At 68.1% G+C, this 24,466-nt stretch carries 22 protein-coding genes and 1 pseudogene; 7 read left to right on the top strand and 16 right to left on the bottom strand.

Going from position 1 to position 24,466, the window contains the following annotated elements:
* The first annotated feature begins 20 nt into the window (after nt 1-20).
* A complete protein-coding gene (locus tag ASD34_RS11635) occupies nt 21-1,151 on the top strand; it encodes an ABC transporter substrate-binding protein (RefSeq protein WP_056577416.1) in 1,131 nt (376 codons plus the stop codon).
* Between the two features lie 16 nt (nt 1,152-1,167).
* On the opposite strand, the gene ASD34_RS11630 is transcribed toward ASD34_RS11635, so the two are convergent.
* From ASD34_RS11630 to ASD34_RS11610, 5 genes are all read right to left on the bottom strand, one after another.
* Nucleotides 1,168-1,356: a hypothetical protein gene (locus ASD34_RS11630; RefSeq protein WP_056577413.1), complete on the bottom strand. Its 189-nt coding sequence runs from the start codon at nt 1,354-1,356 to the stop codon at nt 1,168-1,170.
* A gap of 129 nt (nt 1,357-1,485) precedes the next feature.
* Nucleotides 1,486-3,180 (bottom strand): MFS transporter, encoded by a 1,695-nt coding sequence (locus ASD34_RS11625; protein ID WP_056577410.1) that lies wholly within the window; start codon nt 3,178-3,180, stop codon nt 1,486-1,488.
* 194 nt (nt 3,181-3,374) lie between these two features.
* Nucleotides 3,375-4,019 carry a 2-hydroxychromene-2-carboxylate isomerase gene (locus ASD34_RS11620; protein ID WP_056577407.1) on the bottom strand — a complete coding sequence of 215 codons (645 nt, stop codon included), beginning with the start codon at nt 4,017-4,019 and terminating at the stop codon, nt 3,375-3,377.
* Nucleotides 4,016-4,285 carry a DUF1289 domain-containing protein gene (locus ASD34_RS11615; RefSeq protein WP_082548585.1) on the bottom strand — a complete coding sequence of 90 codons (270 nt, stop codon included), beginning with the start codon at nt 4,283-4,285 and terminating at the stop codon, nt 4,016-4,018. The genes ASD34_RS11620 and ASD34_RS11615 overlap by 4 nt, the downstream gene beginning before the upstream one ends.
* Nucleotides 4,282-4,770 carry a YbaK/EbsC family protein gene (locus tag ASD34_RS11610; protein WP_056577405.1) on the bottom strand — a complete coding sequence of 163 codons (489 nt, stop codon included), beginning with the start codon at nt 4,768-4,770 and terminating at the stop codon, nt 4,282-4,284. Before ASD34_RS11610 ends, ASD34_RS11615 begins: the two co-directional genes overlap by 4 nt.
* 448 nt (nt 4,771-5,218) lie before the next feature.
* On the opposite strand from ASD34_RS11610, the gene nirB reads away from it, so the two are divergent.
* The 4 genes from nirB to ASD34_RS11590 are packed head-to-tail and all read left to right on the top strand — an operon-like array spanning nt 5,219 to nt 10,745.
* Nucleotides 5,219-7,738, top strand: coding sequence for a nitrite reductase large subunit NirB (nirB, locus tag ASD34_RS11605; protein ID WP_056577402.1), 2,520 nt, complete (start codon nt 5,219-5,221; stop codon nt 7,736-7,738).
* 24 nt (nt 7,739-7,762) lie between these two features.
* Nucleotides 7,763-8,104 carry a nitrite reductase small subunit NirD gene (gene nirD / locus ASD34_RS11600; protein WP_056577399.1) on the top strand — a complete coding sequence of 114 codons (342 nt, stop codon included), beginning with the start codon at nt 7,763-7,765 and terminating at the stop codon, nt 8,102-8,104.
* 47 nt (nt 8,105-8,151) lie between these two features.
* Nucleotides 8,152-8,964: a formate/nitrite transporter family protein gene (locus ASD34_RS11595; RefSeq protein ID WP_056577394.1), complete on the top strand. Its 813-nt coding sequence runs from the start codon at nt 8,152-8,154 to the stop codon at nt 8,962-8,964.
* A gap of 29 nt (nt 8,965-8,993) precedes the next feature.
* Entirely contained in the window at nt 8,994-10,745 is a 1,752-nt protein-coding gene (locus ASD34_RS11590; RefSeq protein WP_056577391.1) for a bifunctional protein-serine/threonine kinase/phosphatase, read from the top strand.
* A gap of 13 nt (nt 10,746-10,758) precedes the next feature.
* Here the strand turns inward: ASD34_RS11590 and ASD34_RS11585 are convergent, their stop codons facing one another.
* The 4 genes and pseudogenes from ASD34_RS11585 to ASD34_RS11570 all read right to left on the bottom strand — a co-directional run bounded on the left by ASD34_RS11585 (nt 10,759) and on the right by ASD34_RS11570 (nt 13,698).
* Nucleotides 10,759-11,679 carry a hydroxymethylglutaryl-CoA lyase gene (locus ASD34_RS11585; RefSeq protein WP_056577388.1) on the bottom strand — a complete coding sequence of 307 codons (921 nt, stop codon included), beginning with the start codon at nt 11,677-11,679 and terminating at the stop codon, nt 10,759-10,761.
* A gap of 166 nt (nt 11,680-11,845) precedes the next feature.
* Nucleotides 11,846-12,145 (bottom strand): acylphosphatase, encoded by a 300-nt coding sequence (locus tag ASD34_RS11580; protein WP_056577385.1) that lies wholly within the window; start codon nt 12,143-12,145, stop codon nt 11,846-11,848.
* Between the two features lie 9 nt (nt 12,146-12,154).
* Nucleotides 12,155-12,688, bottom strand: a pseudogene (locus ASD34_RS11575) (acyl-CoA dehydrogenase family protein); the annotation flags it as partial.
* Between the two features lie 89 nt (nt 12,689-12,777).
* Nucleotides 12,778-13,698: a 2-hydroxyacid dehydrogenase gene (locus ASD34_RS11570; RefSeq protein ID WP_056578022.1), complete on the bottom strand. Its 921-nt coding sequence runs from the start codon at nt 13,696-13,698 to the stop codon at nt 12,778-12,780.
* Nucleotides 13,699-13,783: 85 nt separating this feature from the next.
* Here ASD34_RS11570 and ASD34_RS11565 point away from each other — a divergent pair, with 85 nt between their 5' ends.
* Nucleotides 13,784-14,098, top strand: coding sequence for an EthD family reductase (locus tag ASD34_RS11565; RefSeq protein ID WP_056577382.1), 315 nt, complete (start codon nt 13,784-13,786; stop codon nt 14,096-14,098).
* A 31-nt stretch (nt 14,099-14,129) separates the two neighbouring features.
* Here ASD34_RS11565 and ASD34_RS11560 read toward each other — a convergent pair whose 3' ends face one another.
* The 7 genes from ASD34_RS11560 to ASD34_RS11530 all read right to left on the bottom strand — a co-directional run bounded on the left by ASD34_RS11560 (nt 14,130) and on the right by ASD34_RS11530 (nt 23,291).
* The gene (locus ASD34_RS11560; RefSeq protein ID WP_082548584.1) at nt 14,130-15,092 is read right to left on the bottom strand and encodes a DUF4349 domain-containing protein; all 963 of its coding nucleotides are present in this window, start codon (nt 15,090-15,092) and stop codon (nt 14,130-14,132) included.
* Between the two features lie 59 nt (nt 15,093-15,151).
* Nucleotides 15,152-17,152, bottom strand: a complete 2,001-nt coding sequence (locus ASD34_RS11555) for an acetyl/propionyl/methylcrotonyl-CoA carboxylase subunit alpha (protein ID WP_056577379.1) — start codon at nt 17,150-17,152, stop codon at nt 15,152-15,154.
* Nucleotides 17,145-17,816 carry a DUF4126 domain-containing protein gene (locus ASD34_RS11550; RefSeq protein WP_056577375.1) on the bottom strand — a complete coding sequence of 224 codons (672 nt, stop codon included), beginning with the start codon at nt 17,814-17,816 and terminating at the stop codon, nt 17,145-17,147. The genes ASD34_RS11555 and ASD34_RS11550 overlap by 8 nt, the downstream gene beginning before the upstream one ends.
* 19 nt (nt 17,817-17,835) lie before the next feature.
* On the bottom strand, nt 17,836-18,624 hold the full coding sequence (locus tag ASD34_RS11545) for an enoyl-CoA hydratase/isomerase family protein (protein ID WP_056577373.1): 789 nt from the start codon (nt 18,622-18,624) through the stop codon (nt 17,836-17,838).
* Between the two features lie 141 nt (nt 18,625-18,765).
* A complete protein-coding gene (locus ASD34_RS11540) occupies nt 18,766-20,388 on the bottom strand; it encodes a carboxyl transferase domain-containing protein (protein WP_056577369.1) in 1,623 nt (540 codons plus the stop codon).
* A complete protein-coding gene (locus ASD34_RS11535; RefSeq protein ID WP_056577366.1) occupies nt 20,385-22,052 on the bottom strand; it encodes an AMP-binding protein in 1,668 nt (555 codons plus the stop codon). Before ASD34_RS11535 ends, ASD34_RS11540 begins: the two co-directional genes overlap by 4 nt.
* Nucleotides 22,053-22,118: 66 nt before the next feature.
* Nucleotides 22,119-23,291 (bottom strand): isovaleryl-CoA dehydrogenase, encoded by a 1,173-nt coding sequence (locus ASD34_RS11530; protein WP_056577364.1) that lies wholly within the window; start codon nt 23,289-23,291, stop codon nt 22,119-22,121.
* Nucleotides 23,292-23,418: 127 nt separating this feature from the next.
* Between ASD34_RS11530 and ASD34_RS11525 the strand changes: the two genes are divergently transcribed.
* Complete coding sequence (locus ASD34_RS11525; protein ID WP_056577362.1) at nt 23,419-24,459, top strand: AraC family transcriptional regulator; 1,041 nt, start codon at nt 23,419-23,421, stop codon at nt 24,457-24,459.
* The last annotated feature ends 7 nt before the right edge of the window (nt 24,460-24,466 follow it).

Here is a 24,466-nt window from a genome sequence, read left to right as displayed (position 1 = left end):
GAAGGCTCCGAAAGGCTTTCATGACGAAGAAGAAAGTGGCAGGTTCACGGCACGCGCTCGGCGTGGCCGCCCTGCTGGCGCTGTGCGCCATGGGCGCCTCGGCCCAGATCGTGATCGGCCAGACCGCCGGCATGACCGGCTCGGTGGCCGCGAGCGTGAACGAGACCATCGGCGGCGCGCAACTGGTGATCGATGCGGCCAACGCCCAGGGCGGCATCCACGGCGAGAAGATCGAGGTGATCCGCATGGACGACGCCTTCGACGTCAAGCGCGCGAGCGAGAACGCACGCGCGCTCATCGAAGACAAGAAGGTGCTCGCGCTCTTCATGAGCCGCGGCACGCCGCACTCGCAGGCCATCATTCCGTACCTGGACAAGAACGAGGTGGCGCTCATCGGCCCGTCGACCGGCGCGATGGTGCTGCACAAGCCGCTGCAGAGGCACGTGTTCAACGTGCGCGCCACGTACCAGCGCGAGGCCGAGAAGGCGGTGCAGCACCTGCTGACCATCGGCCTGACGCGCATCGCCGTGGTCCACGTGACCGATTCGTTCGGCGCCGACGCGCTGCAGGGCGCGATGAACGGCTTCAGCAAGGGCAAGGCCCAGCCGATCGCGACCATTCCGGCCGACCGCGAGAAGCCCGACTACAAGACCATCGTGCCGGCCATCAAGAATGCCGACGCGCAGGCGGTGGTGTGGATCGGATCGGGCACCGCGGTGGTCGACGGCATCAAGGCGCTGCGCGCCGCGGGCTCGGCGGCGCAGGTGGTCACGCTGTCGAACAACGCGTCGTCGGGCTTCATCAAGCAGCTGGGCGACGCCAGCCGCGGCGTGATCGTGACGCAGGTGTTCCCCAGCGAGCGCTCGATGGGCCAGCCCATGGTGAAGGAAGCACTGACGCTGGCCCGCGCCAAGGGCCAGGCCGAGCTCTCGCCGGCCGCGCTCGAAGGCTTCGCCTCGGCCAAGGTGCTGGTGGAGGCATTGCGCCGCGCGGGTCCCAAGCCCACGCGCGCCAAGGTGCTGGCGGCGCTCGAAAACCTCAAGGGCTACGACCTGGGCGGCGGGCTCGAGGTGAGCTACTCGCCGCAGGACCACAGCGGCATCGACTTTGCGGACCTCGCGATCATCAGCGAGGGGCGCTTCAAGCGCTGACGCGCCCCCGGTGGCGTTACTTCGCGGCGGAAGCCGCGGCCGCCGGTGCCGACGCGCCGGGCGCCGGCGTGGCCGCCGGTGCGGGGGCGTGCGTCGTGTCGCCGCCGTGCTTTTCGCCGGACATGTCGATCTTGTCGCCGCCCATCGAAATCACATACAGGGCAATGGCGGCGAAGATGACGAAGCCGACAACGATTTTCCACATGGGGACTGTCTCCTGAGAAGGTGAAAAGGGGGATGAAGCACGTTCAAGAAAAAGGCCTCATGCCGCGGGCATGAAGCCTCTTTGTTGAACGGAGGGCGGCCGCTGCGCGCCCTCCAGTTGCATTGCAGATCAGTCGTTGGCGTAGATGTCCACGTCCTTGGTCTCGCGGATGAACAGCGTGCCGATCACCAGCGTGATGCCCGCGATGATGATCGGGTACCACAGGCCGTTGTACATGTTGCCGGTCGAGGCCACGATGGCGAAGGCAGTGGTCGGCAGCAGGCCGCCGAACCAGCCGTTGCCGATGTGGTACGGCAGGCTCATCGAGGTATAGCGGATGCGCGTGGGGAACATCTCGACCAGCATCGCGGCGATCGGGCCGTAGACCATGGTCACCAGCAGCACCAGCCAGAACAGCAGCAGGATGGTCAGCACCTTGTTGATCTTGGTGGGGTCGGCCTTGGCCGGGTAACCGGCGATCTTCAGGTCTTCGGCCACGCCCTTCTTGAACGCGGCAATGGCCTTGACGCTGTTCTCGTCGAACTTGGAGTTCGCGACCACGCCGGTGGGCGCCTCGACGGTCTTGTCGCCGATCTTCACGACGGCGGCAGAGCCGGGCGCGCCGGCCACGTTCTCGTAGCTCACCGAGTTCTGCACGAGGTAGCGCTTGGCGATGTCGCACGAGCTCCTGAAGTCGATCTCGCGGGCCACCGGGTTGCCCTGGAAAGAGCAGGTCTTCGGATCGGCCGTCACGGTGACGCCGGCCGTGGCCTGGGCACGGGCCAGGTCGGGGTTGGCGGCTTCGGTCAGCATCTTGAAGACCGGGAAGTACGTGACCACGGCCAGCAGGCAGCCGGCCATGATGATCGGCTTGCGGCCGATCTTGTCGGACAGCGTTCCGAAGATCACGAAGAAGGGCGTACCGAGCAGCAGCGCGGCGGCGATCATCAGGTTGGCCGTGGTTGCATCGACCTTCAGCTGGGCCGTCAGGAAGAACAGCGCATAGAACTGGCCCGAGTACCAGACCACGGCCTGGCCGGCCGTCAGGCCGATCAGCGCCAGGATCACGATCTTCAGGTTCTTCCACTGGCCGAAGGATTCGGCCAGCGGTGCCTTCGAGGTCTTGCCCTCGGCCTTCATCTTCTGGAAAGCCGGCGACTCCGACAGCGTCAGGCGGATCCACACCGAGATGGCCAGCAGCAGGATGGAGACCAGGAACGGAACGCGCCAGCCCCAGTCGTTGAACACCGCTTCGCCCAGGCCTTCACGCACGCCCAGGATGACGATCAGGCTCAGGAACAGGCCGAGCGTGGCCGTGGTCTGGATCCACGAGGTGTAGGCACCGCGCTTGCCGTGCGGCGAGTGCTCGGCCACGTAGGTGGCAGCACCGCCGTACTCGCCACCGAGCGCCAGGCCCTGCAGCATGCGCAGCGCGATCAGGATCACCGGCGCCGCGACGCCGATGGTCGCGTAGCTGGGCAAGAGGCCGACGATGAACGTCGACAGGCCCATGATCAGGATCGTCACCAGGAAGGTGTACTTGCGGCCGATCATGTCGCCCAGGCGGCCGAACACGATGGCGCCGAACGGACGCACCAGGAAGCCGGCGGCAAACGCCAGCAGCGCGAAGATGAAGGCCGCGCCCGCATCCAGGCCGCTGAAGAACTGCTTCGCGATGATCGCGGCGAGCGAACCGTACAGATAGAAGTCGTACCACTCGAACACGGTGCCGAGCGAGGAGGCGAAGATCACCTTCTTCTCCTCCGCGGACATGGGCCGGGGGGCCGGATGCGGCATTCCCCTTGAATCTAGCGTGGCTGCCATCGTCGTCTCCTGGTGTGTATGTATGCGTTCATCGGTTCCCGGCATTCGGGACCGTGAGGCATTCTTGGAGGCGCGACTGACCCGAGGCTTTCGCGAAACTGAACGGGCGCTTACGGTTTAAGGTGAAACCCGCACCACTCGTTTCAGCCTGTAAGAAACGAAGACCCTGCGCGGGTTTGTCCTCATCCGGGGTTTCAGCCCTTGCTGCTGCGCAGCAAAGAGGGGCGCTGGTCGGCGCCGGTCCATTGCGAACCGTCGAACCAGGCATCGCCCTGCAGGTAGGCGCGCAGCATCGCCAGGCCGTCGAAGCCCCAGAACAGGCGACCGTCGACCACGTAGCACGGCACGCCGAACACGCCCTGCGCCACGGCCTCGTCGGTGTTGCGCTTGAGCAGGGCCTTGTTCTCGTCGCCGTTCACGTCGCGCCGGGGCTGCAGCTGCGCCGTGAGCGCGGCCAGCCGCGTGGCGTCGCCCGCCTCTTCGCCGCCGCGCCACACATGGCGAAAGAGGGTTTCGGCTGCGAGGCGGCTGATGCGGCCGTCGTCGCCCGTGGCCACGGCCAGGCGCAGATGCGGCAGCGGGTTGTAAGGATGCGAGGCCGGCATCTCGATCGGAATGCCGTGCGCGTGGCCCAGCCAGAGCACATGGCGGTAGGTCCAGCTGCGTTTGGACGGAATCTCGGCCGGCCCGAGCTGGCCGTGGTGCTTGAGCAGTGCACCCAGCAACACCGGCTTGTAGGCCACGCTCACGCTCAGGCCTTCGAGCGCCTCGGGCAGGTGCTCGAACGCGAGGTGCGCGTAGGGCGAAATGAAGTCGAGATAAAAGTCGATGTGCTTCATGCGTCGTGGTCTCCGGGGGTGGTTTCGGGCACGCGCCAGATGCCCGCCTGGGCGCGCAGTTCGATCGCGCGCCACACCTGGCGGCGCGTGTCGTCTTCCATCTTGCTCCAGCCCGCAATCTCGGGAATGGTGCGCAGGCACCCTTCGCAGAAGCCGCTCAGGCGGTCCATGCGGCACACCGACGAGCATGGCGACGGCACCTCGCCTTCCATGCGCTGCACGGCGGTGGCGCGGTCGGCGAGCGCCTGCGCTTCGTCGAAGTTCACACCACGTCGGCCACCGGCGCGCCGGTGAGCTTCTCGAGATCGTTCGGGTGCAGCTGGAACACGGCATGCGGATGGCCCGCGGCGGCCCAGATCTCCTCGAAGCGGAACAGCTCGCGGTCGATCAGCACCACGGGCTTCGTCACATGGCCCACCGGCGACACGCCGCCGATGGTGAAGCCGGTGCGCGCCTTCACGAAGTCGGCGTCGGCGCGGCCGGTCTTGCCGACGATGGCATCGACCTTCTTCTCGTCGACGCGCTTGTCGCCCGAGGTGATGACCAGCACCGCCGCCTCGTCGCTCTTGCGGCGGAAGATGATGCTCTTGGCGATCTGCCCCACGGAAATGCCGAGCGCGTCGGCGGCCTGCTGGGCGGTGCGGCAGGCGTCGTCGAGCATGCGGGGCGCATGGGGATGTCCGGCGTCCTGCAGCACGCGGGAGACGCGCTGGACACCTTCAGGGAGGGAATGGAGTTCGGAGCCGCACATGGCAAGTTCTTCGGGGTTCGTGGAGGGCGTTCGCCCTGCGTTGCAAGGCCCCGAGCATACGGAAAAGCCCCGCGCACCGGCGCCAACGCCCGCATCCGCCCTTCCACCCGACGCACCAATGCGGCGAGCACTGGCGCACGACGTCCGTGCGCGGCGCGCCGGCGCGGGTCCGATTTCGGTGCGTCACCGGCGGATGAGGCCCGCCACACGGATTTCAGTGCGCGGCACGCTTATTGCTGATCAGGGTTGCGACCCACCAGCCTCTGCGGCGGGTTCGCAGTGCCTCCGCTAACGACGGCGGGGTTCAAGCGCACCGATGGCCGCCCGCCGCCGGTTCGTCTGCTCCAACCCATTTCGCATCCGTTCCGTCGCGGGGGGCCCAACGACGCTGTCTGTTCGACAGCGGCCGCGGGGCGCCTTCCAGGGCCGGTTGCGTGCAGGACCCCCAATGAAGATCGCAGTCATCGGCCACGGCATGGTCGGCCACAAGTTCCTCGAGCAACTCCACACGCTCGGCCTTCCCGGCGCACAGGTCACCGTGCTGTGCGAAGAGCCGCGCCCGGCCTACGACCGGGTGCACCTGTCCGAATATTTCTCCGGCAAGACGGCCGACGACCTGTCGCTGGTCGAGCCGGGCTTCTTCGAGCGCAGCGGCTTCACGCTGCGCCTGGCTGCGCGGGCCGTGGCCATCGAGCGGCGCAACAACACCGTCACCACGGCCGATGGCGAGGTGATCGCCTACGACAAGCTGGTGCTGGCCACCGGCTCCAACCCTTTCGTGCCGGCCGTGCCGGGCCGCGACCGGCCGAACTGCTTTGTCTACCGCACCATCGAGGACCTGGACGCCATGAAGGCCTGCGGCGCCAGGTCGCGCAGCGGCGTGGTGGTGGGCGGCGGCCTGCTGGGCCTGGAATGCGCCAAGGCGCTGCGCGACATGGGCCTGGAAACGCACGTGGTCGAGTTCGCGCCGCGCCTCATGGCCGTGCAGGTGGACGAAGGCGGCGGCCGCGCGCTGCGCGGCAGCATCGAGGCGCTGGGCCTGCACGTGCACACCGGCCGCAACACGGTGGAGATCACCGACGGCGCGAGCGCGCGGCACCGCATGGTATTCGCCGACGGCACGCACCTGGAAACCGACATGATCGTGTTCTCCGCCGGCATCCGCCCGCGCGACGAACTCGCACGCCAGAGCCTGCTGGCCGTGGGCCCGCGCGGCGGCGTGGCGATCGACAGCCACTGCCGCACCAGCGACCGCAACGTCTATGCCATCGGCGAATGCGCGGCGTGGAACGAGCAGACCTTCGGCCTCGTCGCGCCCGGCTACGACATGGCGCGCGTGGCCGCCCGCCACATCGCCGGCCAGGCCGACGCGGCCTTCACCGGCGCCGACCTGAGCACCAAGCTCAAGCTGATGGGCGTCGATGTGGCCAGCATCGGCGACGCGCACGGCAAGACGCCGAAGTCGCGCGCCTACCAGTACATCGACGAGCGCAAGCAGGTCTACAAGAAGATCGTGGTGAGCGAAGACGGCAAGCAGCTGCTGGGCGCGGTGCTGGTCGGCGACGCCACCGAGTACGGCACGCTGCTGCAGCTGGCGCTCAACGGCATCGCGCTGCCCGACGAGCCCGAGTTTTTGATCCTGCCGTCCAGCGACGGCAAGGCCAAGCCGGGCCTGGGCGTCGATGCGCTGCCCGACAGCGCGCAGATCTGCTCGTGCAACAGCGTCACCAAGGGCCAGATCTGCGAGGCCGTGGGCCAGGGCGTGTGCACGCCCGCCGAGATGAAGGCCTGCACCCAGGCCGGCGCCACCTGCGGCGGCTGCGTGCCGCTGGTCACGCAGGTCATGAAGATGGAGATGGCCAAGCGCGGCATGGCCGTGAACAACCACCTGTGCGAGCACTTCCCCTACTCGCGCCAGGAGCTGTACCACCTCATCCGCGTGGGCGAGATCCGCAGCTTCGCCGACCTGCTCACGAAGCACGGCAAGGGCCTGGGCTGCGACATCTGCAAGCCCACGGCCGCGAGCATCTTCGCCTCGTGCTGGAACGAGTTCGTGCTCAAGAAAGACCTGGCCGGCCTGCAGGACAGCAACGACTACTTCCTGGGCAACATCCAGAAGGACGGCACCTACTCCGTGGTGCCGCGCATGCCCGGCGGCGAGGTCACGCCCGAGGGGCTGATCGCCGTGGGCCAGGTGGCGAAGAAGTACGGCCTGTACACCAAGATCACCGGCGGCGCGCGCGTGGACATGTTCGGTGCGCGCGTGGAACAGCTGCCGTCCATCTGGGAAGAACTCATCGCCGCCGGCTTCGAGTCGGGCCACGCCTACGGCAAGTCGCTGCGCACGGTGAAGAGCTGCGTAGGCTCCACCTGGTGCCGCTACGGCGTGGACGACAGCGTCGGCCTGGCCGTGGAACTGGAGAACCGCTACAAGGGCCTGCGCGCGCCGCACAAGATCAAGTTCGGCGTGTCGGGCTGCACCCGCGAATGCGCCGAGGCGCAGGGCAAGGATGTCGGCATCATCGCCACCGACAAGGGCTGGAACCTCTATGTGTGCGGCAACGGCGGCATGAAGCCGCGCCACGCCGAGCTGCTGGCGAGCGACCTGAGCAAGGCCGATCTCATCCGCTTGATCGACCGCTTCCTGATGTTCTACGTGCGCACGGCCGACCGCCTGCAGCGCACCAGCACCTGGCGCGAGAACCTCGAAGGCGGCCTCGATTACCTCAAGGGCGTGCTGCTGCAGGACACGCTGGGCCTGGGCGCCGAACTCGAGACCCAGATGCAACACGTGGTCGACACCTACCAGTGCGAATGGAAGACCGCCGTGACCGACCCGGCCACCCGCCAGCGCTTCCGCTCCTTCGTGAACAGCGAGAAGCCCGACGAGCACATCGTCTTCGTGCAGGAGCGCGGCCAGAACCGCCCCGCCCGCCCCGAAGAGCGCCGCGAAACCACCGCAGCCTGAGCGACCCACAACGAAGGAAACCCCATGACCACTGACACTCAAACCTGGACCGCCGTGTGCGCCGCGGGCGACATCCTCCCGGACACCGGCGTGTGCGCGCTGGTCGACGGCGTGCATGTCGCGATCTTCCGCGTCGGCCAGGAGTCGTCGCTGTTCGCCATCGACAACGTCGACCCCAAGGCCAAGGCCAGCGTGCTGTCGCGCGGGCTGGTCGGCAGCCTGGGCGAGCGCATCGTCGTGGCGTCGCCGCTCTACAAGAACCACTTCGACCTGCGCAGCGGCGAATGCATCGAGGCGCCCGAGCACTCGGTGCGCGCGCACACGGTGCGCGTCGAGGACGGCCGCGTGCTCGTCGCGCTGGCCTGACGCCACCCTCTTCTTCTCTTTTTTCAGCCTCTCTCCAAGGACCCCGAATGGCCTACCTCGCCCCTGCCGAATTCGTGACCAAGATGGTCGACGCCGGTGAATCCAAGCTGCTGATGTCCACGCGCGACACGCTGATCCGCTCGTACATGGCCGGCGCCATCCTCGCGCTGGCCGCGGCCTTCGCCGTGAGCATCACCGTGAACACCGGCAATGCACTGGTGGGCGCGATGCTGTTCCCGGTCGGCTTCATCATGCTGTACCTGCTGGGCTTCGACCTGCTCACCGGCGTGTTCACGCTGGCGCCGCTGGCCGTGTTCGACAAGCGCCCCGGCGCCACCTGGGGCGGCGTGATGCGCAACTGGAGCCTGGTGTTCGTCGGCAACTTCGCGGGCGCGCTCACGGTCGCGGTGTTCATGGCGATCATCTTCACCTTCGGCTTCAGCGAGGCGCCCAACGCCATCGGCGAGAAGCTCGGCCACATCGGCGAAGGCCGCACCGTCGGCTATGCGGCGCACGGCGCGGCCGGCATGCTCACGCTGTTCATCCGCGGCGTGATGTGCAACTGGATGGTCTCGACCGGCGTGGTCGCGGCCATGATGTCGACCACTGTGTCGGGCAAGGCCATCGGCATGTGGATGCCCGTGATGGTCTTCTTCTACATGGGCTTCGAGCACTCCATCGTCAACATGTTCCTGTTCCCCGCCGGCCTGATGCTGGGCGGCAAGTTCACCTTCATGGACTACCTGATCTGGAACGAACTGCCCACCGTGATCGGCAACCTCGTCGGCGGCCTGACCTTCGTGGGCCTCACGCTGTACGCCACGCACTACAAGACGGCCGCCAAGCGCGTGCTGAGCTGAACCACCGCAACGGCAGCATCACGGTTCGCATGCCCGCGCCGCCGCGCAAGCAACTGCGCGTGACGCTCGGCCAGCATTCGCTGGCGGGGCTTCACGCGCCGGTCAACCAGGACTTCCACGGCGCCATGCTGCCCGAGGGCGCGCTGCGTGCGTCCAAGGGCATCGCCGTGGCGCTGGCCGACGGCATCGGCTCCAGCCGCGTGAGCCAGGTGGCGAGCGCAGCGGCCGTGCGCGGCTTTCTCGACGACTACTACGCCACCTCCGACACCTGGTCGGTGCAACGCGCCGCGCAGCGCGTGCTCGGCGCCACCAACGCCTGGCTGCATGCGCAGACCCAGCGCAGCGACGCGCGTTTCGACAAGGACAGCGGCTACGTCTGCACCTTCAGTGCGCTGATCCTCAAGGGCCGCGACGCGCACCTGCTGCACGTGGGCGACGCGCGCATCCACCGGCTGCATGCCGGCGCGCTCGAACAGCTCACCGAAGACCACCGCGTGCGCGTGTCGTCGGTCGAGTCGTACCTCGGGCGCGCATTGGGCGCGGGCGCCCATGTGGAGATCGACCATCGCTGCTGGGAGGCCGAGGTCGGCGAGGTCTACCTGCTGGCCACCGATGGCGCCTACACGCACCTGGACGCCGCCGCCGTGCACGAGGCGCTGGCGCTGCACGCGGACGACTTCGACGGCGCAGCGCGCTGGCTCGCGGAGGCTGCGCGCACGCGAGGCAGCACCGACGACATCACGATGCAGCTGCTGCGCATCGACGAGCTGCCCGACGCCGCCGCGCCGCCCGCGCAACTGCAGCGCGAAGGCCTGGCGATGCCGCCGGCCCTGGCGCCACGCGCCCGCTTCGAGGGCTTCAGCCTCGTGCGCGAGATCCACGTGAGTTCGCGCAGCCACGTCTACCTGGCCACCGACGACGCCACCGGCCAGCCCGCCGTGCTGAAGCTGCCGTCGGTCGACCTGCGCGACGACCCCGGCTACCTCGACCGGTTCGTGCTCGAGGAGTGGGTGGCGCGGCGCATCGACAGCCCGCACGTGCTCAAGGCCAGCGCCGTCGAGCGCCCGCGTGCGCACCTGTATGTGGCCATGGAGTACGTCGATGGCCACACGCTCGCGCAATGGATGGTCGACCACCCCCGGCCCGACCTGGACAGCGTGCGCGGCATCGTCGCGCAGCTCGCGCGCGGACTGCAGGCGCTGCACGGCAAGGAGATGCTGCATCAGGATCTGCGGCCCGAGAACGTGATGATCGACCGCGCTGGCACGGTGAAGATCATCGACCTGGCCTCGACCCACGTGGCGGGCCTGGCTGACGGCAGCGGCGACGCCCGCGCGCTCGCCATCGAAGGCACGCTGCAGTACACCGCGCCCGAATACTTCACCGGCGACGGCGGCAGCGCGCGCTCCGACCTGTTCTCGCTGGCCGCGATCGTCTACCAGATGCTGTGCGGCCAGTTGCCTTACGGCCTGCAGGTGTCGCGCATCCGCACGCCGGCCGATGCGGGGCGCTTGCGCTATGTGCCGGTGCGCCACCTGCGGCCCGAGCTGCCCGCGTGGGTCGATGCCGTGCTGCAGAAGGCACTGCACCCGCAGCCTGCGAAGCGGCAGCAGGCCGTGTCGGAGTTCGTGCACGACCTGCGCACGCCCGGCCCGGAATTCCTGAGCGCGCGGATGCCGCCGCTGATCGAACGCCGCCCCGTGCTCTTCTGGCAGTGCATTACCGTGCTGCTGGCCGCGGCGGTGGTCGTGCTGCTGGGGTTGCGCGCCTTCGGGCGCTGAGAAGCAGGAGGGCTCAGCCGGCGCGCTTGGTGCGGATCGCCTTCGAGGCGCGCGAGTTCGGTTCGCGGCCCAGCGCTTCGCTGATGTACACGCCCGCGTCGATCAACTGGTCCAGGTCGATGCCGGTCGCGATGCCCATGCCGTGCAGCATGTAGACCACGTCTTCGGTCGCGACGTTGCCCGTCGCGCCCTTGGCATAGGGACAACCGCCCAGGCCCGCCGAGGACGACTGGAAGTTCCACACACCCAGTTCGAGCGCCGCCAGCGTGTTGACCAGCGCCTGCCCGTAGGTGTCGTGGAAGTGGCCGGAAATGGCGTCGACATCGAAGTGCGCCAGCGTGGCCTCCATCGCCTTTTGCACCTTGCGCGGCGTGCCCACGCCGATGGTGTCGGCCACGTCCACGCGCTGCACGCCGATGCCCTTCATCAGTTGTGCGAGGTACCCGACCTTGGACGGATCGATCTCGCCTTCGTAGGGGCAGCCCACCGTGCACGACATGGCACCGCGCACGGCGATGCCCTTGGCGCGTGCCGCCTCGACCACGGGCGCGAAGCGCTCGATGCTCTCGGCGATCGAGCAGTTGATGTTCTTCTGGCTGAAGGCCTCGCTGGCGGCACCGAACACCACGATCTCGTCGGGCCACTCGTCGCGCGGCGCCGCAATGGCGGCCTCGAAGCCCTTCATGTTGGGCGTGAGCACCGAGTAGCGCACGCCCGGCTTGCGCTTTATGCCGTGCATCACCTCGGCGTTGTCGCCCATCTGCGGCACCCACTTGGGCGAGACGAAGCTGGTGACCTCGATCTCGCTCAGGCCAGCATCCTGCAGGCGGTGCACGAGGCCGATCTTGACCTCGGCGGACACGGGCTGTTTTTCGTTCTGGAGGCCGTCGCGTGGACCGACGTCGATGAGCTGGACCTTGGCGGGGAGTTTCATGGGATGTCTCGGGTGTCGCTGTCGCGGGAGGATGCTGAAAAACCGGCTTCGATTGTCCGACACATGGGCTTGCGCTGCTGGGTACACAAGTCGCAGAAGGTAGCAATGCGCGCCTGTGGGGTTGCAAATGGTGCCAACCGGGCGGTTGCACGAAGAAACGTCGGATCTAGACGGTTTCGCGCTGCGCGAAGCCGTCGGGCAGATCGTCCGCGGCGCCGGCCTCGTTCACATCGACCGCATCCACGCGCGCACCGGCCGGCCCCTGGCGGGCCCAGTGCACCAGCGCCTCGACTGCATCGGCCTCGCCGGCCACGAGCGCCTCCACGTTGCCATCGCGCCGGTTGCGCACCCAGCCGCGCACGCCGAGCCGCTGCGCGGCCTGCACCATCGACCAGCGGTAGCCTACGCCCTGCACGAGGCCGTGGACGACGAGATGGCGGGTGACGATGGCGTGGTGATGGTTCATGGGCAACGGTCAGTACGACTTCGGCAGCCCCAGTGCCTTCTCGGCGATGAAGTTCAGGATCATCTGCGGGCTGGCCGGCGCGATGCGCGGGATGTAGCTCTCGCGCAGCAGGCGTTCGACATGGTATTCCTTCGCATAACCCATGCCGCCGAGTGTGAGAACGGCGTTCTGGCAGGCGTCGTGCGCCGCCTCGGCGGCAAGGTACTTCGCGGCATTGGCCTCGATGCCGCAGGGCGCGTGCGCGTCGTACAGCGTGGCGGCCTTGAGCATCATCAGGTCGGCCGCTTCCAGGTTGGCCCAGGCGCGCGCGAGCGGATGCGCCACGCCCTGGTTCTGGCCGATGGGCCGGCCGAACACGACACGCTCCTGCGCGTACTGCGCGGCGATGCACAGCGCGGCGCGGCCGATGCCGATGGCTTCTGCGGCGATCAATATGCGCTCGGGGTTCAGGCCGTGCAGGATGTATTCGAAGCCCCGGCCTTCCTCGCCGATGCGGTCTTCCTCGGGCACCTCGAGGCCGTCGATGAAGAGAAAGTTGGAGTCACCGCCGCGCGCACGCCGAGCGCAACATCGCGGCGATCTCCTCGATGCGCGGCGCCATGCGATAGCGCGGGCCGGCGAGCGCAGGGGCGTCAGTAGCCCCGGCCGGGATCGACGATGCCGGCGATCGGCAGGCCCTGCTCCATCGCGCGGATCTTCCCGGCGATCTGGGCGATGGACTCCTCGCGCAGCGTGCGCGCCGAACCGTGCGGCGTGACGGTGATCTTCGGGTGGCGCCAGAAGGCGTGGTCGGCCGGGAGCGGCTCGACTTGGAACACATCGAGCGTCGCGCCCGCGAGCTGGCCGGCGTCGAGCATCGGGATCAGGTCGTCTTCGACCAGGTGGCCGCCGCGCGCGATGCTGATGAGGTAGCCCTCGGGCTTGAGCTTGCCCAGCGTCGTGCGGTTCAGGATGCCGCGCGTGGATTCGGTCAGCGGCAGCAGGTTGACCAGCACGCGCGTGGAGGCCAGGAACTCGTCGAACTGCGCCTGCCCGCTGAACACCTGCACGCCGTCGATGGCCTTGGGCGAACGGCTCCAGCCGAGCACCGGAAATTCGAACTGCGCCACGGCCTTGGCCACGCGCTCGCCGAGCACGCCCAGGCCCATGATGCCGACCGGGAAGTCGCGCCGCAGCTTCGGCTTGCGGTAGCTCCACTTGCCCTCGCGCGCATCGGCCTCGTACACGTCGAACTCGCGGAAGTGGCGAATGAGCGTGTGGCACACGTACTCGGCCATCTGCACCGACATGCCCGCGTCGTCGAGCCGCACGATGCGCGTGTGCGCCGGCACCTTGAGCTTGAGCAGCGCATCGACACCCGCGCCGATGTTGAACAGGCCGCGCAGGTTCGGCTGCTCGTCGAGAAACTGCTGGGGCGGCGCCCACACCACGCCGTGGTCGGCCTGCGGCGCGCCGGGCGTCCAGGCTTCGATGGTGGCTTCGGGGAGTTCGGCCTTCAGGCCATTGATCCAGGGATCGGGACGGTTGTCGGTGAGGTAGACGGAGATTCGCATGGGCGCCATCTTAGAAGGCACCGGCTTGTTGCGCTGCGCGCCCTCCCCTATGCTCGACCGCATTCAGCCACCCAGGAGACACCCCATGATCAAAGTCAGCGTGATGTACCCCCACACCCCCGGCGCGCGGTTCGACCACGACTACTACCGGGACCAGCACATGCCGATGCTCAAGGCCCGCATGGGCGACGCCTGCCTCTCGTACACCATCGACAAGGGCCTGGGCGGCGGCGCACTGGGCTCGCCGCCCACCTACGTCGGCATGTGCCACGTGTTCGCCGACTCGGTCGAGTCCTTCCAGAAGGCCTTCGGCCCGCACATGAAGGAGATCATGGGCGACGTGAAGAACTACACCGACATCGCGCCCGTGATGCAGATCAGCGAAGTGGTGGTGGGCTGACGCACCACTTCGCTTCCGACGGGCCCCGCGCTCAGGCCTTGCCCGTCCGGCGGCGACGCCACAGCACCCGTGCCAGCCATCCCAGGGGCAGCACCACCAGCAGCAGCCACGGCAGCGCCGCGGCCACGAAGGTGATGAGCGCGCCCACGCTTTCGGCCAGCACGTCGCCGGCGTTGCGCAGCGCGTGCGCCATCGGGCTGTAGCCGTCGCTGCCGCTCACCAGCGCGCGCCTGGGCGTGAACTGGATCTGGATGTGCTGCTTGCTGGTTTGCTGCGCCAGCACCTTGCGCTGGGTGGCGATGGCGTCGAGTTCGGCCTGCGTGTCCGACAGCGTGCGCTGGATCGCCAGCAGGTCGGCCATGGTGCGCTTGGTGACGGTGTCGCGCAGCATCACGCGCAGGCTGTCGCGGAACTCGGTGCGGTTCTTGATGCGGGCCTCGACGTCGATCACCTCGGAGGTCTTGTCCTCGCTGGTGGTGGTGTGCGAGACCACGTTCGCCACGCCGGCCAGGCCGCCGAGCAGTTGGTCGACATCGGCGGGTTCGACGCGCATCTCGAGCAGCGCGTTGCCGGGCTGCTGCGGCGTCTCGCGCAGCAGCGAGGACGACAACAGCTCGCACTTCAGCGTGCCGCAGAGGTCGCGCACCTTGCCCCATGCGTCGGCGAGCTGTTCGGCCGGCACTTCGACGTTCAGGTCCTGCCGCACGGCCAGGAAGCGCCGCAGCGCGGTCTCGCCGCTGCCGCCCCGCGCCTCGTCGGACAGCGACGCGGCGATCTCGGCCTGCGGTGCGCTCGCCCGCTGCGCTTTCATGGCACCGCCATAGCCCATCGGCGCTGCCGGCATGGGCGCGGAGGCCGGCGCGACCGATTCGGCGCTGCGCTCGCGGTCGCAGCCGGCCAGCGACAGGGCGGCCGCCAGGGCCAGCAGGACAGCGCCTGCGCGGTGGCGCACGGCGGCGCGAGGTGTCGACACGGAAAGGGTGCGGCGGATCATCAGGACTCCTTGAAAAGAATGACTACCACCGCTGATACGGGCCAGCCGCCCGAACGGGGTTAAGCGGCAGCCGCCATTCGCAACAATTCGTCGCCCTCCGCCACCTGCTCGCCCGGCGAGAACATCAGTTCCTCCACCGTGCCGTCGGCCGGCGCGGCGATGGTGTGCTCCATCTTCATGGCTTCCATCACGGCCAGCGGCTGGCCGCGGCTGACCTTGTCGCCGGCCTTGACTGCGAAGGACACGACCTTGCCGGGCATCGGCGCCGTGAGGCGGCCGCCCTCGGCCTGGGTATCGCCCGCATGCGCGAGGCGGTCGATGGCCGTGAGGCGCGTGGCGCCCTTCGCCGCGAACACGTGGGCGGTGGCGCCGTCCAGGTGCACGTCGAGGGTCTGGCGCGTGCCCGCGAACTCGAGTTCGAACTCGCCCGTGGGAAAGCGGCCGATGGTGAGCGGGCCTTCGACGCCACCCACGGCGAGGTTCAGGCCGCCGTCGCGGCGGTAGGTCAAAAGCGCGGCGTGTTCCGCGCCGCGGAACTCGAAATCGAAGCGGCGCTTGTATTCGCCATGCGCGCGCCAGCCGTCGCGGCGCTCGAAGGGGTCCGGCATCTGTGTCGGCCACTCGGTGACCAGCGTGCGCGTGATGGCGGCAGCCACGGCCAGCGGCAGGCCCAGCGGTTCGCGATCGAACAGCACGGCGCGCTCGCGCTCGATGAGTGCGGTGTCCAGGTTGGCTTTGGAGAACGACTCGGTCGCCAGGATGCCGCGCAGAAACTGCACGTTGGTCGACACGCCCACGATCTGCACCTGGGCCAGTGCGGCGTCGAGCCGGGCCAGCGCCTCGGCGCGCGTGCTGCCGTGCACGATGAGCTTGGCGATCATCGAGTCGTAGAAGGGCGAGATCTCGCCGCCCTCGCGCACGCCGTCGTCGATGCGCACGCGGCTGCGCTGGAAGGCCGTGGCCTGCGGCTTGCGGTACACGCGCAAGGTGCCGGTGGCGGGCAGGAAGTTGTTGTCAGGGTTCTCGGCACAGATGCGCGCCTCGATGGCGTGGCCGTGGATCTGCAGTTCCGATTGCTTGGCGGGCAGCGGCTCGCCCGAGGCCACGCGCAGCTGCCATTCGACGAGGTCGAGACCGGTGATGGCTTCCGTCACCGGGTGCTCCACCTGCAGGCGCGTGTTCATCTCCATGAAGAAGAAGTTCATTTCGCCGCCTTCGCGCTGCTCGACGATGAACTCGACCGTGCCCGCACCGACGTAGTTCACGGCGCGCGCCGCGGCCACGGCCGCATCGCCCATTTCCTTGCGCATCGCCTCGGTCATGCCGGGCGCGGGCGCCTCTTCGAGCACCTTCTGGTGGCGGCGCTGCACCGAGCAGTCGCGCTCGAACAGGTAGACGTAGTTGCCCTGCGTGTCGCCGAACACCTGGATCTCGATGTGGCGCGGGCGCTGCACGTACTTCTCGATCAGCACCGCGTCGTCGCCGAAGCTGTTGATGGCTTCGCGCTTGCACGAGGCCAGCGCGGCTTCGAAGTCCGCGGCCTTGTCGACCGCGCGCATGCCCTTGCCGCCGCCCCCCGCGCTGGCCTTGATGAGCACCGGGTAGCCGATGCGGTCGGCCTCGCGCTGCAGCAGCGCCGGGTCCTGGTCGGCGCCGTGGTAGCCGGGCACCAGCGGCACGCCGGCTTTTTCCATCAGCTGCTTCGACTCGGCTTTCAGGCCCATGGCCTTGATCGCCGAGGGCGGCGGGCCGATGAAGGCCAGGCCGGCATCGGCACAGGCCTGTGCGAACTCTTCGTTCTCGCTGAGGAAGCCGTAACCGGGGTGCACGGCTTCGGCGCCCGTGGCCTTGGCGGCTTCGAGGATCTTTTCCCAGCGCAGGTAGCTGTCCTTCGGGGCGCTGCCGCCGAGGTACACCGACTCGTCGCAGGCGCGCACATGGTTGGCGTGCGCGTCGGCATCGGAGTACACGGCCACGGTGCGAACGGCCATGCGGCGTGCGGTCGCGGCGACGCGGCAGGCGATTTCACCGCGATTCGCAATCAGGATCTTCTTAAACATTCGGAGTGTCTCCCGGAGGATTCTTTTTCAGTTGAAAGGCGGACGTGACGCCCGGATCGGGCCGGCCACTGAAGATGCGTGCCACGCGGCTGAACAGCGCCTTGAGAAAGCGCCAGCTTTTTCGGATGAGCCACACGCTGAGCACGAGCACGAAGACGAACAGCACCAGAAAGACCAACGGATGCGCCACCGCGAGCCACAGCCCGGCCGGCACCATCGAGTCTTCGACCAGCGACGCACCGACGTTCGAGAACGGCTCGGGCGAGGTATTGATGGCCGCGCGCGTGGTGGCCTTGGCCGCATGCGCCGTGGCCGCGAAGCCGCCGCCCAGCAGCGCCGCAACGACGGCCATGGCGCCATGGTCGGCACCGAACACGCTGGCCGCGAGCGCCGCGCCGGCGGGGATGCGGATGGCGGTGTGCACCACGTCCCACAGCGAGTCGAGGCCCGGGATCTTGTCGGCGAAGAACTCGACGAACACCATGAAGCCGCTGACCGCGAGCACGATCGGATGCGCGAGCATCTGCAGCCCCGCAGGCAGCGGCACCCAGCCGAAGTAGCCGACCAGGCCGGTCAGCAGCACGACGAGGTATAGGCGCACGCCGCTGGCCCAGCCGATGGCGGCGGCCAGTGCGAGCAGTTGCGGCATGTCGAGTGCGTTCATGGCGGTCCCTGGTTGGCTGTCAGCCGGCGAGCCAGGACGGCTTTCGCTTCTGCAGGAAAGCCTGCACGCCCTCGCGGCCTTCGTCGCTCGCGCGGATGTCGGCGATGCCTTCGACGGTCTTCGCGATGAGCGCGCCGTCGATCTCGCGGCCGGCCACGTCGGCGATCAGCTGCTTGCAGGCGCGCACGGCGGCGGGGCTGGCGCCGGTGAGCGCCTTGATGAGTTCATCGACCTTGGCGTCGAGCGCGTCGGCTGCCACCACTTCATGCACGAAGCCGATGCGGTGCGCCTCGGCGGCGGTGAAGCGCTCGGCCGTGAGGAAGTAGCGCTGCGACGCGCGCGGGCCCATGGCGCGCAGCACGTACGGGCTGATGGTCGCGGGCACGAGGCCGATCTTCACTTCGCTCAGGCAGTACCACGCGGTGTCCACGCTCACGGCCATGTCGCACGCGGCCACGAGCCCCATGCCGCCGGCGTACACATCGCCCTGCACGCGCGCGATGGTGGGCTTGGGGCACTCGGCGATGGTGCGCAGCATGTCGGCCAGCTTGCCTGCGTCGGCGAGGTTCTCCTCGCGTGTGTAGTCCGCCATGCGGCGCATCCAGTTGAGGTTGGCGCCTGCGCAGAAGGCCGGGCCGTTCGCGCCGAGCACGATGGCCTTGACCTGCGGCGCGCCGCCGGCTTCCAGGAAGGCCTGCGTCAGCTCGGCGATCACGACATCGTCGAAGGCGTTGCGCGCGTCGGGCTGGTCGAGCCAGATGCGGGCCACCGCGCCATCGATGGCGAGGTTCAGCTTGGTGTAGGTCATGTCAGATCCACTTTGCACGAGGTGCTCTGTTGTCTTTTTCCAGGAACACCGCGGAACCGGCTTTGCCGGGCCGCTGGTGTTGCCCCCGGCAGGGGGTTGGCGAAGCGACACGAAGTGCGCGAAGACTGGGGGCGAGCCATATCACATGCGGAAGATGCCGAACTTCGGCTCTGGGATGGGCGCGTTGCGCGACGCGGCCAGGCCCAGTGCGAGCACGCGGCGCGTGTCGGCCGGGTCGATGATGCCGTCGTCCCACAGGCGCGCGGTGGCGTAGTACGGGTGGCCCTGGTCTTCGTACTGCTGGCGGATCGGGGCCTTGAAGGCTTCTTCCTCGTCCTTGCTCCAGGCGCCGCCCTTCAGTTCGATGCCGTCGCGCTTCACGGTGGCCAGCACGCTCGCGGCCTGCTCGCCGCCCATCACGCTGATGCGCGCGTTGGGCCACATCCAGAGGAAGCGCGGGTTGTACGCGCGGCCGCACATGCCGTAGTTGCCGGCGCCGAAGCTGCCGCCGATGATGATGGTGAACTTGGGCACGTTGGCGGTGGCCACGGCCGTCACCATCTTGGCGCCGTGGCGCGCGATGCCTTCGTTCTCGTACTTGCGGCCCACCATGAAGCCGGTGATGTTCTGCAGGAACACCAGCGGAATCTTGCGCTGGCAGCACAGCTCGATGAAGTGCGCGCCCTTCTGCGCCGACTCGCTGAACAGGATGCCGTTGTTCGCGATGATGCCCACGGGCATGCCCTCGATCTCGGCGAAGCCGCAGACCAGCGTGGCGCCGAAGCGGGCCTTGAACTCGTGGAACTCGCTGCCGTCGACGATGCGCGCAATGATCTCGCGCACGTCGAAGGGCTTGCGCGTGTCGGTGGGGATCACGCCGTAGAGCTCTTCGCGCGGGAACTCGGGCGCACGCACCGCGGCCCCGTCCGGCTTCTCTGCCGCCTTGGCATTCAGGTTGGCGACCGCCGAGCGCGCCAGCGCCAGTGCGTGCAGGTCGTTCTGCGCGAGGTGATCGACCACGCCCGACAGGCGCGTGTGCACGTCGCCGCCGCCCAGGTCTTCGGCCGACACCACCTCGCCGGTGGCCGCCTTCACGAGCGGCGGGCCGCCCAGGAAGATGGTGCCCTGGTTCTTCACGATGATCGATTCGTCGCTCATCGCCGGCACGTACGCGCCGCCGGCCGTGCACGAGCCCATGACCACCGCAATCTGCGGAATGCCCTGGGCGCTCATGTTGGCCTGGTTGTAGAAGATGCGGCCGAAGTGCTCGCGGTCCGGAAACACCTCGTCCTGGTTCGGCAGGTTGGCACCGCCCGAGTCCACCAGGTAGATGCAGGGCAGGCGGTTCTGCTCGGCGATCTCCTGCGCGCGCAGGTGCTTCTTCACCGTCATCGGGTAGTAGGTGCCGCCCTTCACGGTGGCATCGTTGCACACGATCATGCAGTCGACACCGTTCACGCGGCCGATGCCCGCGATGATGCCGGCGCCCGGCGCCGACTCGGCGCCCTTGGCATCGAGGTACATCGCATGCGCGGCCAGCGGCGCGATCTCGAGGAAGGGCGTGCCCGGGTCGAGCAGCTCGGCCACGCGGTCGCGCGGCAGCAGCTTGCCGCGCGCCGTGTGCTTGGCGCGCGCGGCCTCGCCGCCGCCCTGCTCCACCTTGGCGAACTGCTTTTGCAGGTCGTCGACCAGCGCGCGCATCGCGGCAGCGTTCGCCTGGAAGTCTGCGGACCGTGCGTTGAGTTTGGTTTCGAGTTTGCTCATGCTGTCTTTTCTTGCTTGAGGCCGAGTTGTTCGGTCATGGCATCGCGGATCTTGAATTTCTGGATCTTGCCGGTCACCGTCATCGGGAACTCGGAGACGAACTGGATGTACTTCGGCACCTTGTAGTGCGCGATCTGGCCCTTGCAGAAGTCGCGGATCTCGGTGTCGGTGGCGCTTAGGCCCGGCTTGACGATGATCCAGGCGCACAGCTCTTCGCCGTACTTCTTGTCGGGCAGGCCAACCACCTGCACGTCCTGCACCTTCGGGTGGCGGTACAGGAATTCTTCGATCTCGCGCGGGTAGATGTTCTCGCCGCCGCGGATCACGAGGTCCTTGATGCGGCCGACGATGTTCACGTAGCCCTCGGCGTCAATCGTGGCGAGGTCGCCGGTGTGCATCCAGCGCTCGGCGTCGATGGCCTCGCGCGTCTTCGGCTCGTCTTCCCAGTAGCCGTGCATCACCGAGTAGCCGCGCGTGCACAGCTCGCCCGACTGGCCTGGCGGCATGATCGCGCCGGTCTCGGGGTCGATGATCTTCACCTCGAGGTGCGGCTGCACGGTGCCCACGGTCGACACGCGGCGGTCCAGCGGCGTGTCGGTGCTGCTCTGGCAGCTCACGGGGCTGGTCTCGGTCATGCCGTAGGCGATGGTGATCTCGCTCAGGTGCATCTGGTCGACCACACGCTTCATCACTTCGGTGGGGCACGGCGAGCCGGCCATGATGCCGGTGCGCAGCGTGGACAGATCGAACTCCTTGAAGCGCGGATGGTCCAGCTCGGCGATGAACATCGTGGGCACGCCATGCAGGCCCGTGCACTTCTCGGCCTGCACGGTTTCGAGCACGGTGAGCGGGTCGAATCCGTCGTTGGGGTACACGATGGTCGAGCCGTGCGTGAGGCAGGCCAGGTTGCCCAGCACCATGCCGAAGCAGTGGTACAGCGGCACGGGAATGCACAGGCGGTCGGCCGGCGTGAGCTTCATGCACTCGCCGATGAAGAAGCCGTTGTTCAGGATGTTGCGGTGCGTGAGCGTCGCGCCCTTGGGGAAGCCCGTGGTGCCGCTGGTGAACTGGATGTTGATGGGGTCGGTGGCCTTCAGCGTCTTCTGCGTGGCGGCCACGCGCGCGTCGGCCGCATCGCCGCTGGCCAGCAGTTCGCTGAAGCGGCGCATGCCGGGCTGCTCGTCGCCCTGGCCGGGCTTGTCGATCCAGAAGGTGTGCTGCAGCAGCGGCAGCTTGGCCGGGCCCAGCTCGCGCAGCATGCCCAGGTAGTCGCTGGTCTTGAACTGCGCCATCGTCACCAGCGCCTTGCAGCCGACCTTGTTGAGCGCGTACTCGAGCTCCGAGGTGCGGTAGGCGGGGTTGATGTTGACGAGGATCAGGCCGACCTTGGCGGTCGCGATCTGCATCAGCACCCACGGCACGTTGTTGTGCGACCAGATGCCCACGCGGTCGCCTGGCACGAGCCCCAGGTTCAGCAGCGCGCTGGCCAGCTTGTTCGACGCGGTCTGCAGTTCGCGGTAGGTGAAGCGCTGGCCTTCGTGGCGGCTGACGAGGGCTTCGCGGTTGGGCTGCTTTTCGACCATGTCGTCGAAGAAGTCGCCGATGGGGTGTTCGATGAGGGGGACGTCCGTGGCGCCTTGGGCCAGGCTCTGCGTCAGTGGCATCGTCTTGTCTCCTTGTCTGGCGCCCTCTCCCTGCGGGGAAAGGGTGGGGTGAGGGTGTGCGGCGACTTATGCTGTTTCAGAGAACAGCTCGCGACCGATCAGCATGCGGCGCACTTCGCTCGTGCCCGCGCCGATCTCGTACAGCTTGGCATCGCGCCACAGCCGCTCGACCGGGAAGTCCTTGGTGTAGCCCACGCCGCCCAGCGTCTGGATCGCCTCGCCGGCCATCCAGGTCGCCTTCTCGGCCGAGTACAGGATGGCGCCGGCCGCGTCCTTGCGGAAGGTGCGCGCATGGTCGTTGCGGTCGCAGGCCTTGCCCACGGCGTACACGTAGGCGCGGGTGGCCTGCCAGGTCGAGTACATGTCGGCGATCTTGCCCTGCATCAGCTGGAACTCGCCGATGCTCTGGCCGAACTGCTGGCGCTCGTGGATGTACGGAATCACGGCGTCCATGCAGGCGGCCATGATGCCCAGCGGGCCGCCCGAGAGCACGGCGCGCTCGTAGTCCAGGCCGCTCATCAGCACCTTGGCGCCCATGCCTTCGCCGCCGAGCACGTTCTCTTCGGGCACTTCGCAGTTGTCGAAGAACAGCGGGAAGGTGTTGGAGCCGCGCATGCCGAGCTTGTCGAGCTTGGTGCCTGCCGAAAAACCTTTGAAGTTCTTCTCGACGATGAAGGCCGTCATGCCGCGCGCGCCCATCTCGGGTTCGGTCTTGGCGTAGATGACCAGCGTGTCGGCGTCGCCGCCGTTGGTGATCCACATCTTGCCGCCGTTGAGCACGTAGTAGCCGTCCTTCTTGTCGGCCTTGAGCTTCATGCTCACCACGTCGGAGCCGGCGTTGGGCTCGCTCATGGCCAGCGCGCCCACGTGCTCGCCGCTCACCAGCTTGGGCAGGTATTTCTTCTTCTGCGCGTCGCTGCCGTTGCGGTGGATCTGGTTCACGCACAGGTTGGAGTGCGCGCCATACGACAGGCCCACCGAGGCGGAGGCGCGCGAGACTTCTTCCATGGCCACGATGTGGGCCAGGTAGCCCAGCTCGGTGCCGCCGAATTCTTCCTTCACCGTCATGCCGTGCAGGCCCAGCTCGCCGAGCTTTTGCCACAGGTCGTGCGGGAACAGGTTGTCGCGGTCGATCTCGGCGGCGCGGGGCGCGATTTCGTTGGCGGCGAAGTCCTGGATCGCGCTGCGCAGCGCGTCGATGTCGTCGCCCAGGTCGAAGTTGAGGCCGAAATCGTGCATGAGTCTTGTCTCCTCTGAAGGGGTCGGCGCGCAGGGCTGCCCGCGCGGATGGCGCTTGAAAAAACGCAGCTTACGCCTCGTGGCGCCGCAATTGGCGCCACAATGGTTGCAAATTGCGCCACGACCGATGCCCTCCACCACGTCGTCCCCCGCCTTCCTGCGACCCGCCCGCGCCGTCACGCCGATGGCCTTCGTGCGAGCCATCGTGCAAGGGTATGCCCGCTACGGCAAGGACCCGGCGCAGGCCCTGCAGGCGGCACAGATCGCGCCGCGCGAACTGGCCCGCCCGGGCGCCCGGGTGACGGCCGCGCAGTTCGAGGCGCTGTCGGGCCACGCCATGCAGGAGCTGGACGACGAGGCGCTGGGCTGGTTCTCGCGCCGCCTGCCCTGGGGCAGCTACGGCATGCTGTGCCGCGCCTCGCTCACTTCGCCCGACCTGGGCGTGGCCATCAAGCGCTGGTGCCGCCACCACCGCCTGCTGACCGAGGACATCACGCTCGCGCTGGACGTAGCGGGCGGCGTGGCCACGCTGCGCATCACCGAGAACCGCCCGCTCGATCCGGCATTCCGCGAGTTCTGCCTCGTGACCAGCCTGCGCTTCATGCACGGCTACGTGTGCTGGGCCATCGACTCGCGCATCTCGCTGCGCCAGGCCACCTTTCCGTTCGCGGCGCCCCCGCACCGCGACGCCTACCCGCTGATGTTCACGCCCGACGTGCACTTCGACGCGCCGCAGGCCAGCATCAGCTTCGACGAGCGCTACCTCGCGCTGCCGCTGCTGCGCGACGAGCGCGCGCTGCGCACCATGCTCAAGCGCGCCCTGCCGCTCACGGTGTTGCAGTACCGCCGCGACCGCCTGCTGGGCCAGCGCGTGCGCGAACTGCTGCGCGCGCGCGCCGGCGAAGCGACCACGGCCGAGGCGCTGGCCGGGCTGCTGAACGTGTCGGGGCGCACGCTGCACCGGCAGCTGCATGAGGAAGGCACCTCATTGCAGGTGCTGAAGAACGAGGTGCGGCACGAGCTGGCGGTGGAGCAGCTGCGCCGGACCACGCGGCCGATCAAGCAGGTGGCGCTGGCGGTGGGCTTCCGCAACGAGAAGAGCTTTTCGCGCGCGTTCCTGCAGTGGACGGGGCACGCGCCTCGGGACTTTCGGCAGCTGGGGTTGTAGCGACCCC

This window comes from Variovorax sp. Root473 (genome assembly GCF_001426505.1).
GTDB lineage: Bacteria > Pseudomonadota > Gammaproteobacteria > Burkholderiales > Burkholderiaceae_C > Variovorax.
Note: the sequence above shows the minus strand (reverse complement) of the source record. Positions and strands in the feature narration are given on the sequence as shown.

Excerpts from the sequence above, each read along its gene's own strand:
- ASD34_RS11610 (WP_056577405.1), bottom strand. The coding sequence starts at position 4,770 with ATGTGCGGCTCCGAACTCCATTCCCTCCCTGAAGGTGTCCAGCGCGTC.
- ASD34_RS11595 (WP_056577394.1), top strand. The coding sequence starts at position 8,152 with ATGGCCTACCTCGCCCCTGCCGAATTCGTGACCAAGATGGTCGACGCC.
- ASD34_RS11535 (WP_056577366.1), bottom strand. The coding sequence starts at position 22,052 with ATGCCACTGACGCAGAGCCTGGCCCAAGGCGCCACGGACGTCCCCCTC.
- ASD34_RS11635 (WP_056577416.1), top strand. The coding sequence starts at position 21 with ATGACGAAGAAGAAAGTGGCAGGTTCACGGCACGCGCTCGGCGTGGCC.
- ASD34_RS11555 (WP_056577379.1), bottom strand. The coding sequence starts at position 17,152 with ATGTTTAAGAAGATCCTGATTGCGAATCGCGGTGAAATCGCCTGCCGC.
- nirD (WP_056577399.1), top strand. The coding sequence starts at position 7,763 with ATGACCACTGACACTCAAACCTGGACCGCCGTGTGCGCCGCGGGCGAC.
- ASD34_RS11545 (WP_056577373.1), bottom strand. The coding sequence starts at position 18,624 with ATGACCTACACCAAGCTGAACCTCGCCATCGATGGCGCGGTGGCCCGC.
- ASD34_RS11565 (WP_056577382.1), top strand. The coding sequence starts at position 13,784 with ATGATCAAAGTCAGCGTGATGTACCCCCACACCCCCGGCGCGCGGTTC.
- ASD34_RS11590 (WP_056577391.1), top strand. The coding sequence starts at position 8,994 with ATGCCCGCGCCGCCGCGCAAGCAACTGCGCGTGACGCTCGGCCAGCAT.
- ASD34_RS11585 (WP_056577388.1), bottom strand. The coding sequence starts at position 11,679 with ATGAAACTCCCCGCCAAGGTCCAGCTCATCGACGTCGGTCCACGCGAC.
- ASD34_RS11620 (WP_056577407.1), bottom strand. The coding sequence starts at position 4,019 with ATGAAGCACATCGACTTTTATCTCGACTTCATTTCGCCCTACGCGCAC.
- ASD34_RS11560 (WP_082548584.1), bottom strand. The coding sequence starts at position 15,092 with ATGATCCGCCGCACCCTTTCCGTGTCGACACCTCGCGCCGCCGTGCGC.
- ASD34_RS11525 (WP_056577362.1), top strand. The coding sequence starts at position 23,419 with ATGCCCTCCACCACGTCGTCCCCCGCCTTCCTGCGACCCGCCCGCGCC.
- ASD34_RS11630 (WP_056577413.1), bottom strand. The coding sequence starts at position 1,356 with ATGTGGAAAATCGTTGTCGGCTTCGTCATCTTCGCCGCCATTGCCCTG.
- ASD34_RS11550 (WP_056577375.1), bottom strand. The coding sequence starts at position 17,816 with ATGAACGCACTCGACATGCCGCAACTGCTCGCACTGGCCGCCGCCATC.
- ASD34_RS11540 (WP_056577369.1), bottom strand. The coding sequence starts at position 20,388 with ATGAGCAAACTCGAAACCAAACTCAACGCACGGTCCGCAGACTTCCAG.
- ASD34_RS11570 (WP_056578022.1), bottom strand. The coding sequence starts at position 13,698 with ATGCGAATCTCCGTCTACCTCACCGACAACCGTCCCGATCCCTGGATC.
- nirB (WP_056577402.1), top strand. The coding sequence starts at position 5,219 with ATGAAGATCGCAGTCATCGGCCACGGCATGGTCGGCCACAAGTTCCTC.
- ASD34_RS11530 (WP_056577364.1), bottom strand. The coding sequence starts at position 23,291 with ATGCACGATTTCGGCCTCAACTTCGACCTGGGCGACGACATCGACGCG.
- ASD34_RS11625 (WP_056577410.1), bottom strand. The coding sequence starts at position 3,180 with ATGGCAGCCACGCTAGATTCAAGGGGAATGCCGCATCCGGCCCCCCGG.
- ASD34_RS11580 (WP_056577385.1), bottom strand. The coding sequence starts at position 12,145 with ATGAACCATCACCACGCCATCGTCACCCGCCATCTCGTCGTCCACGGC.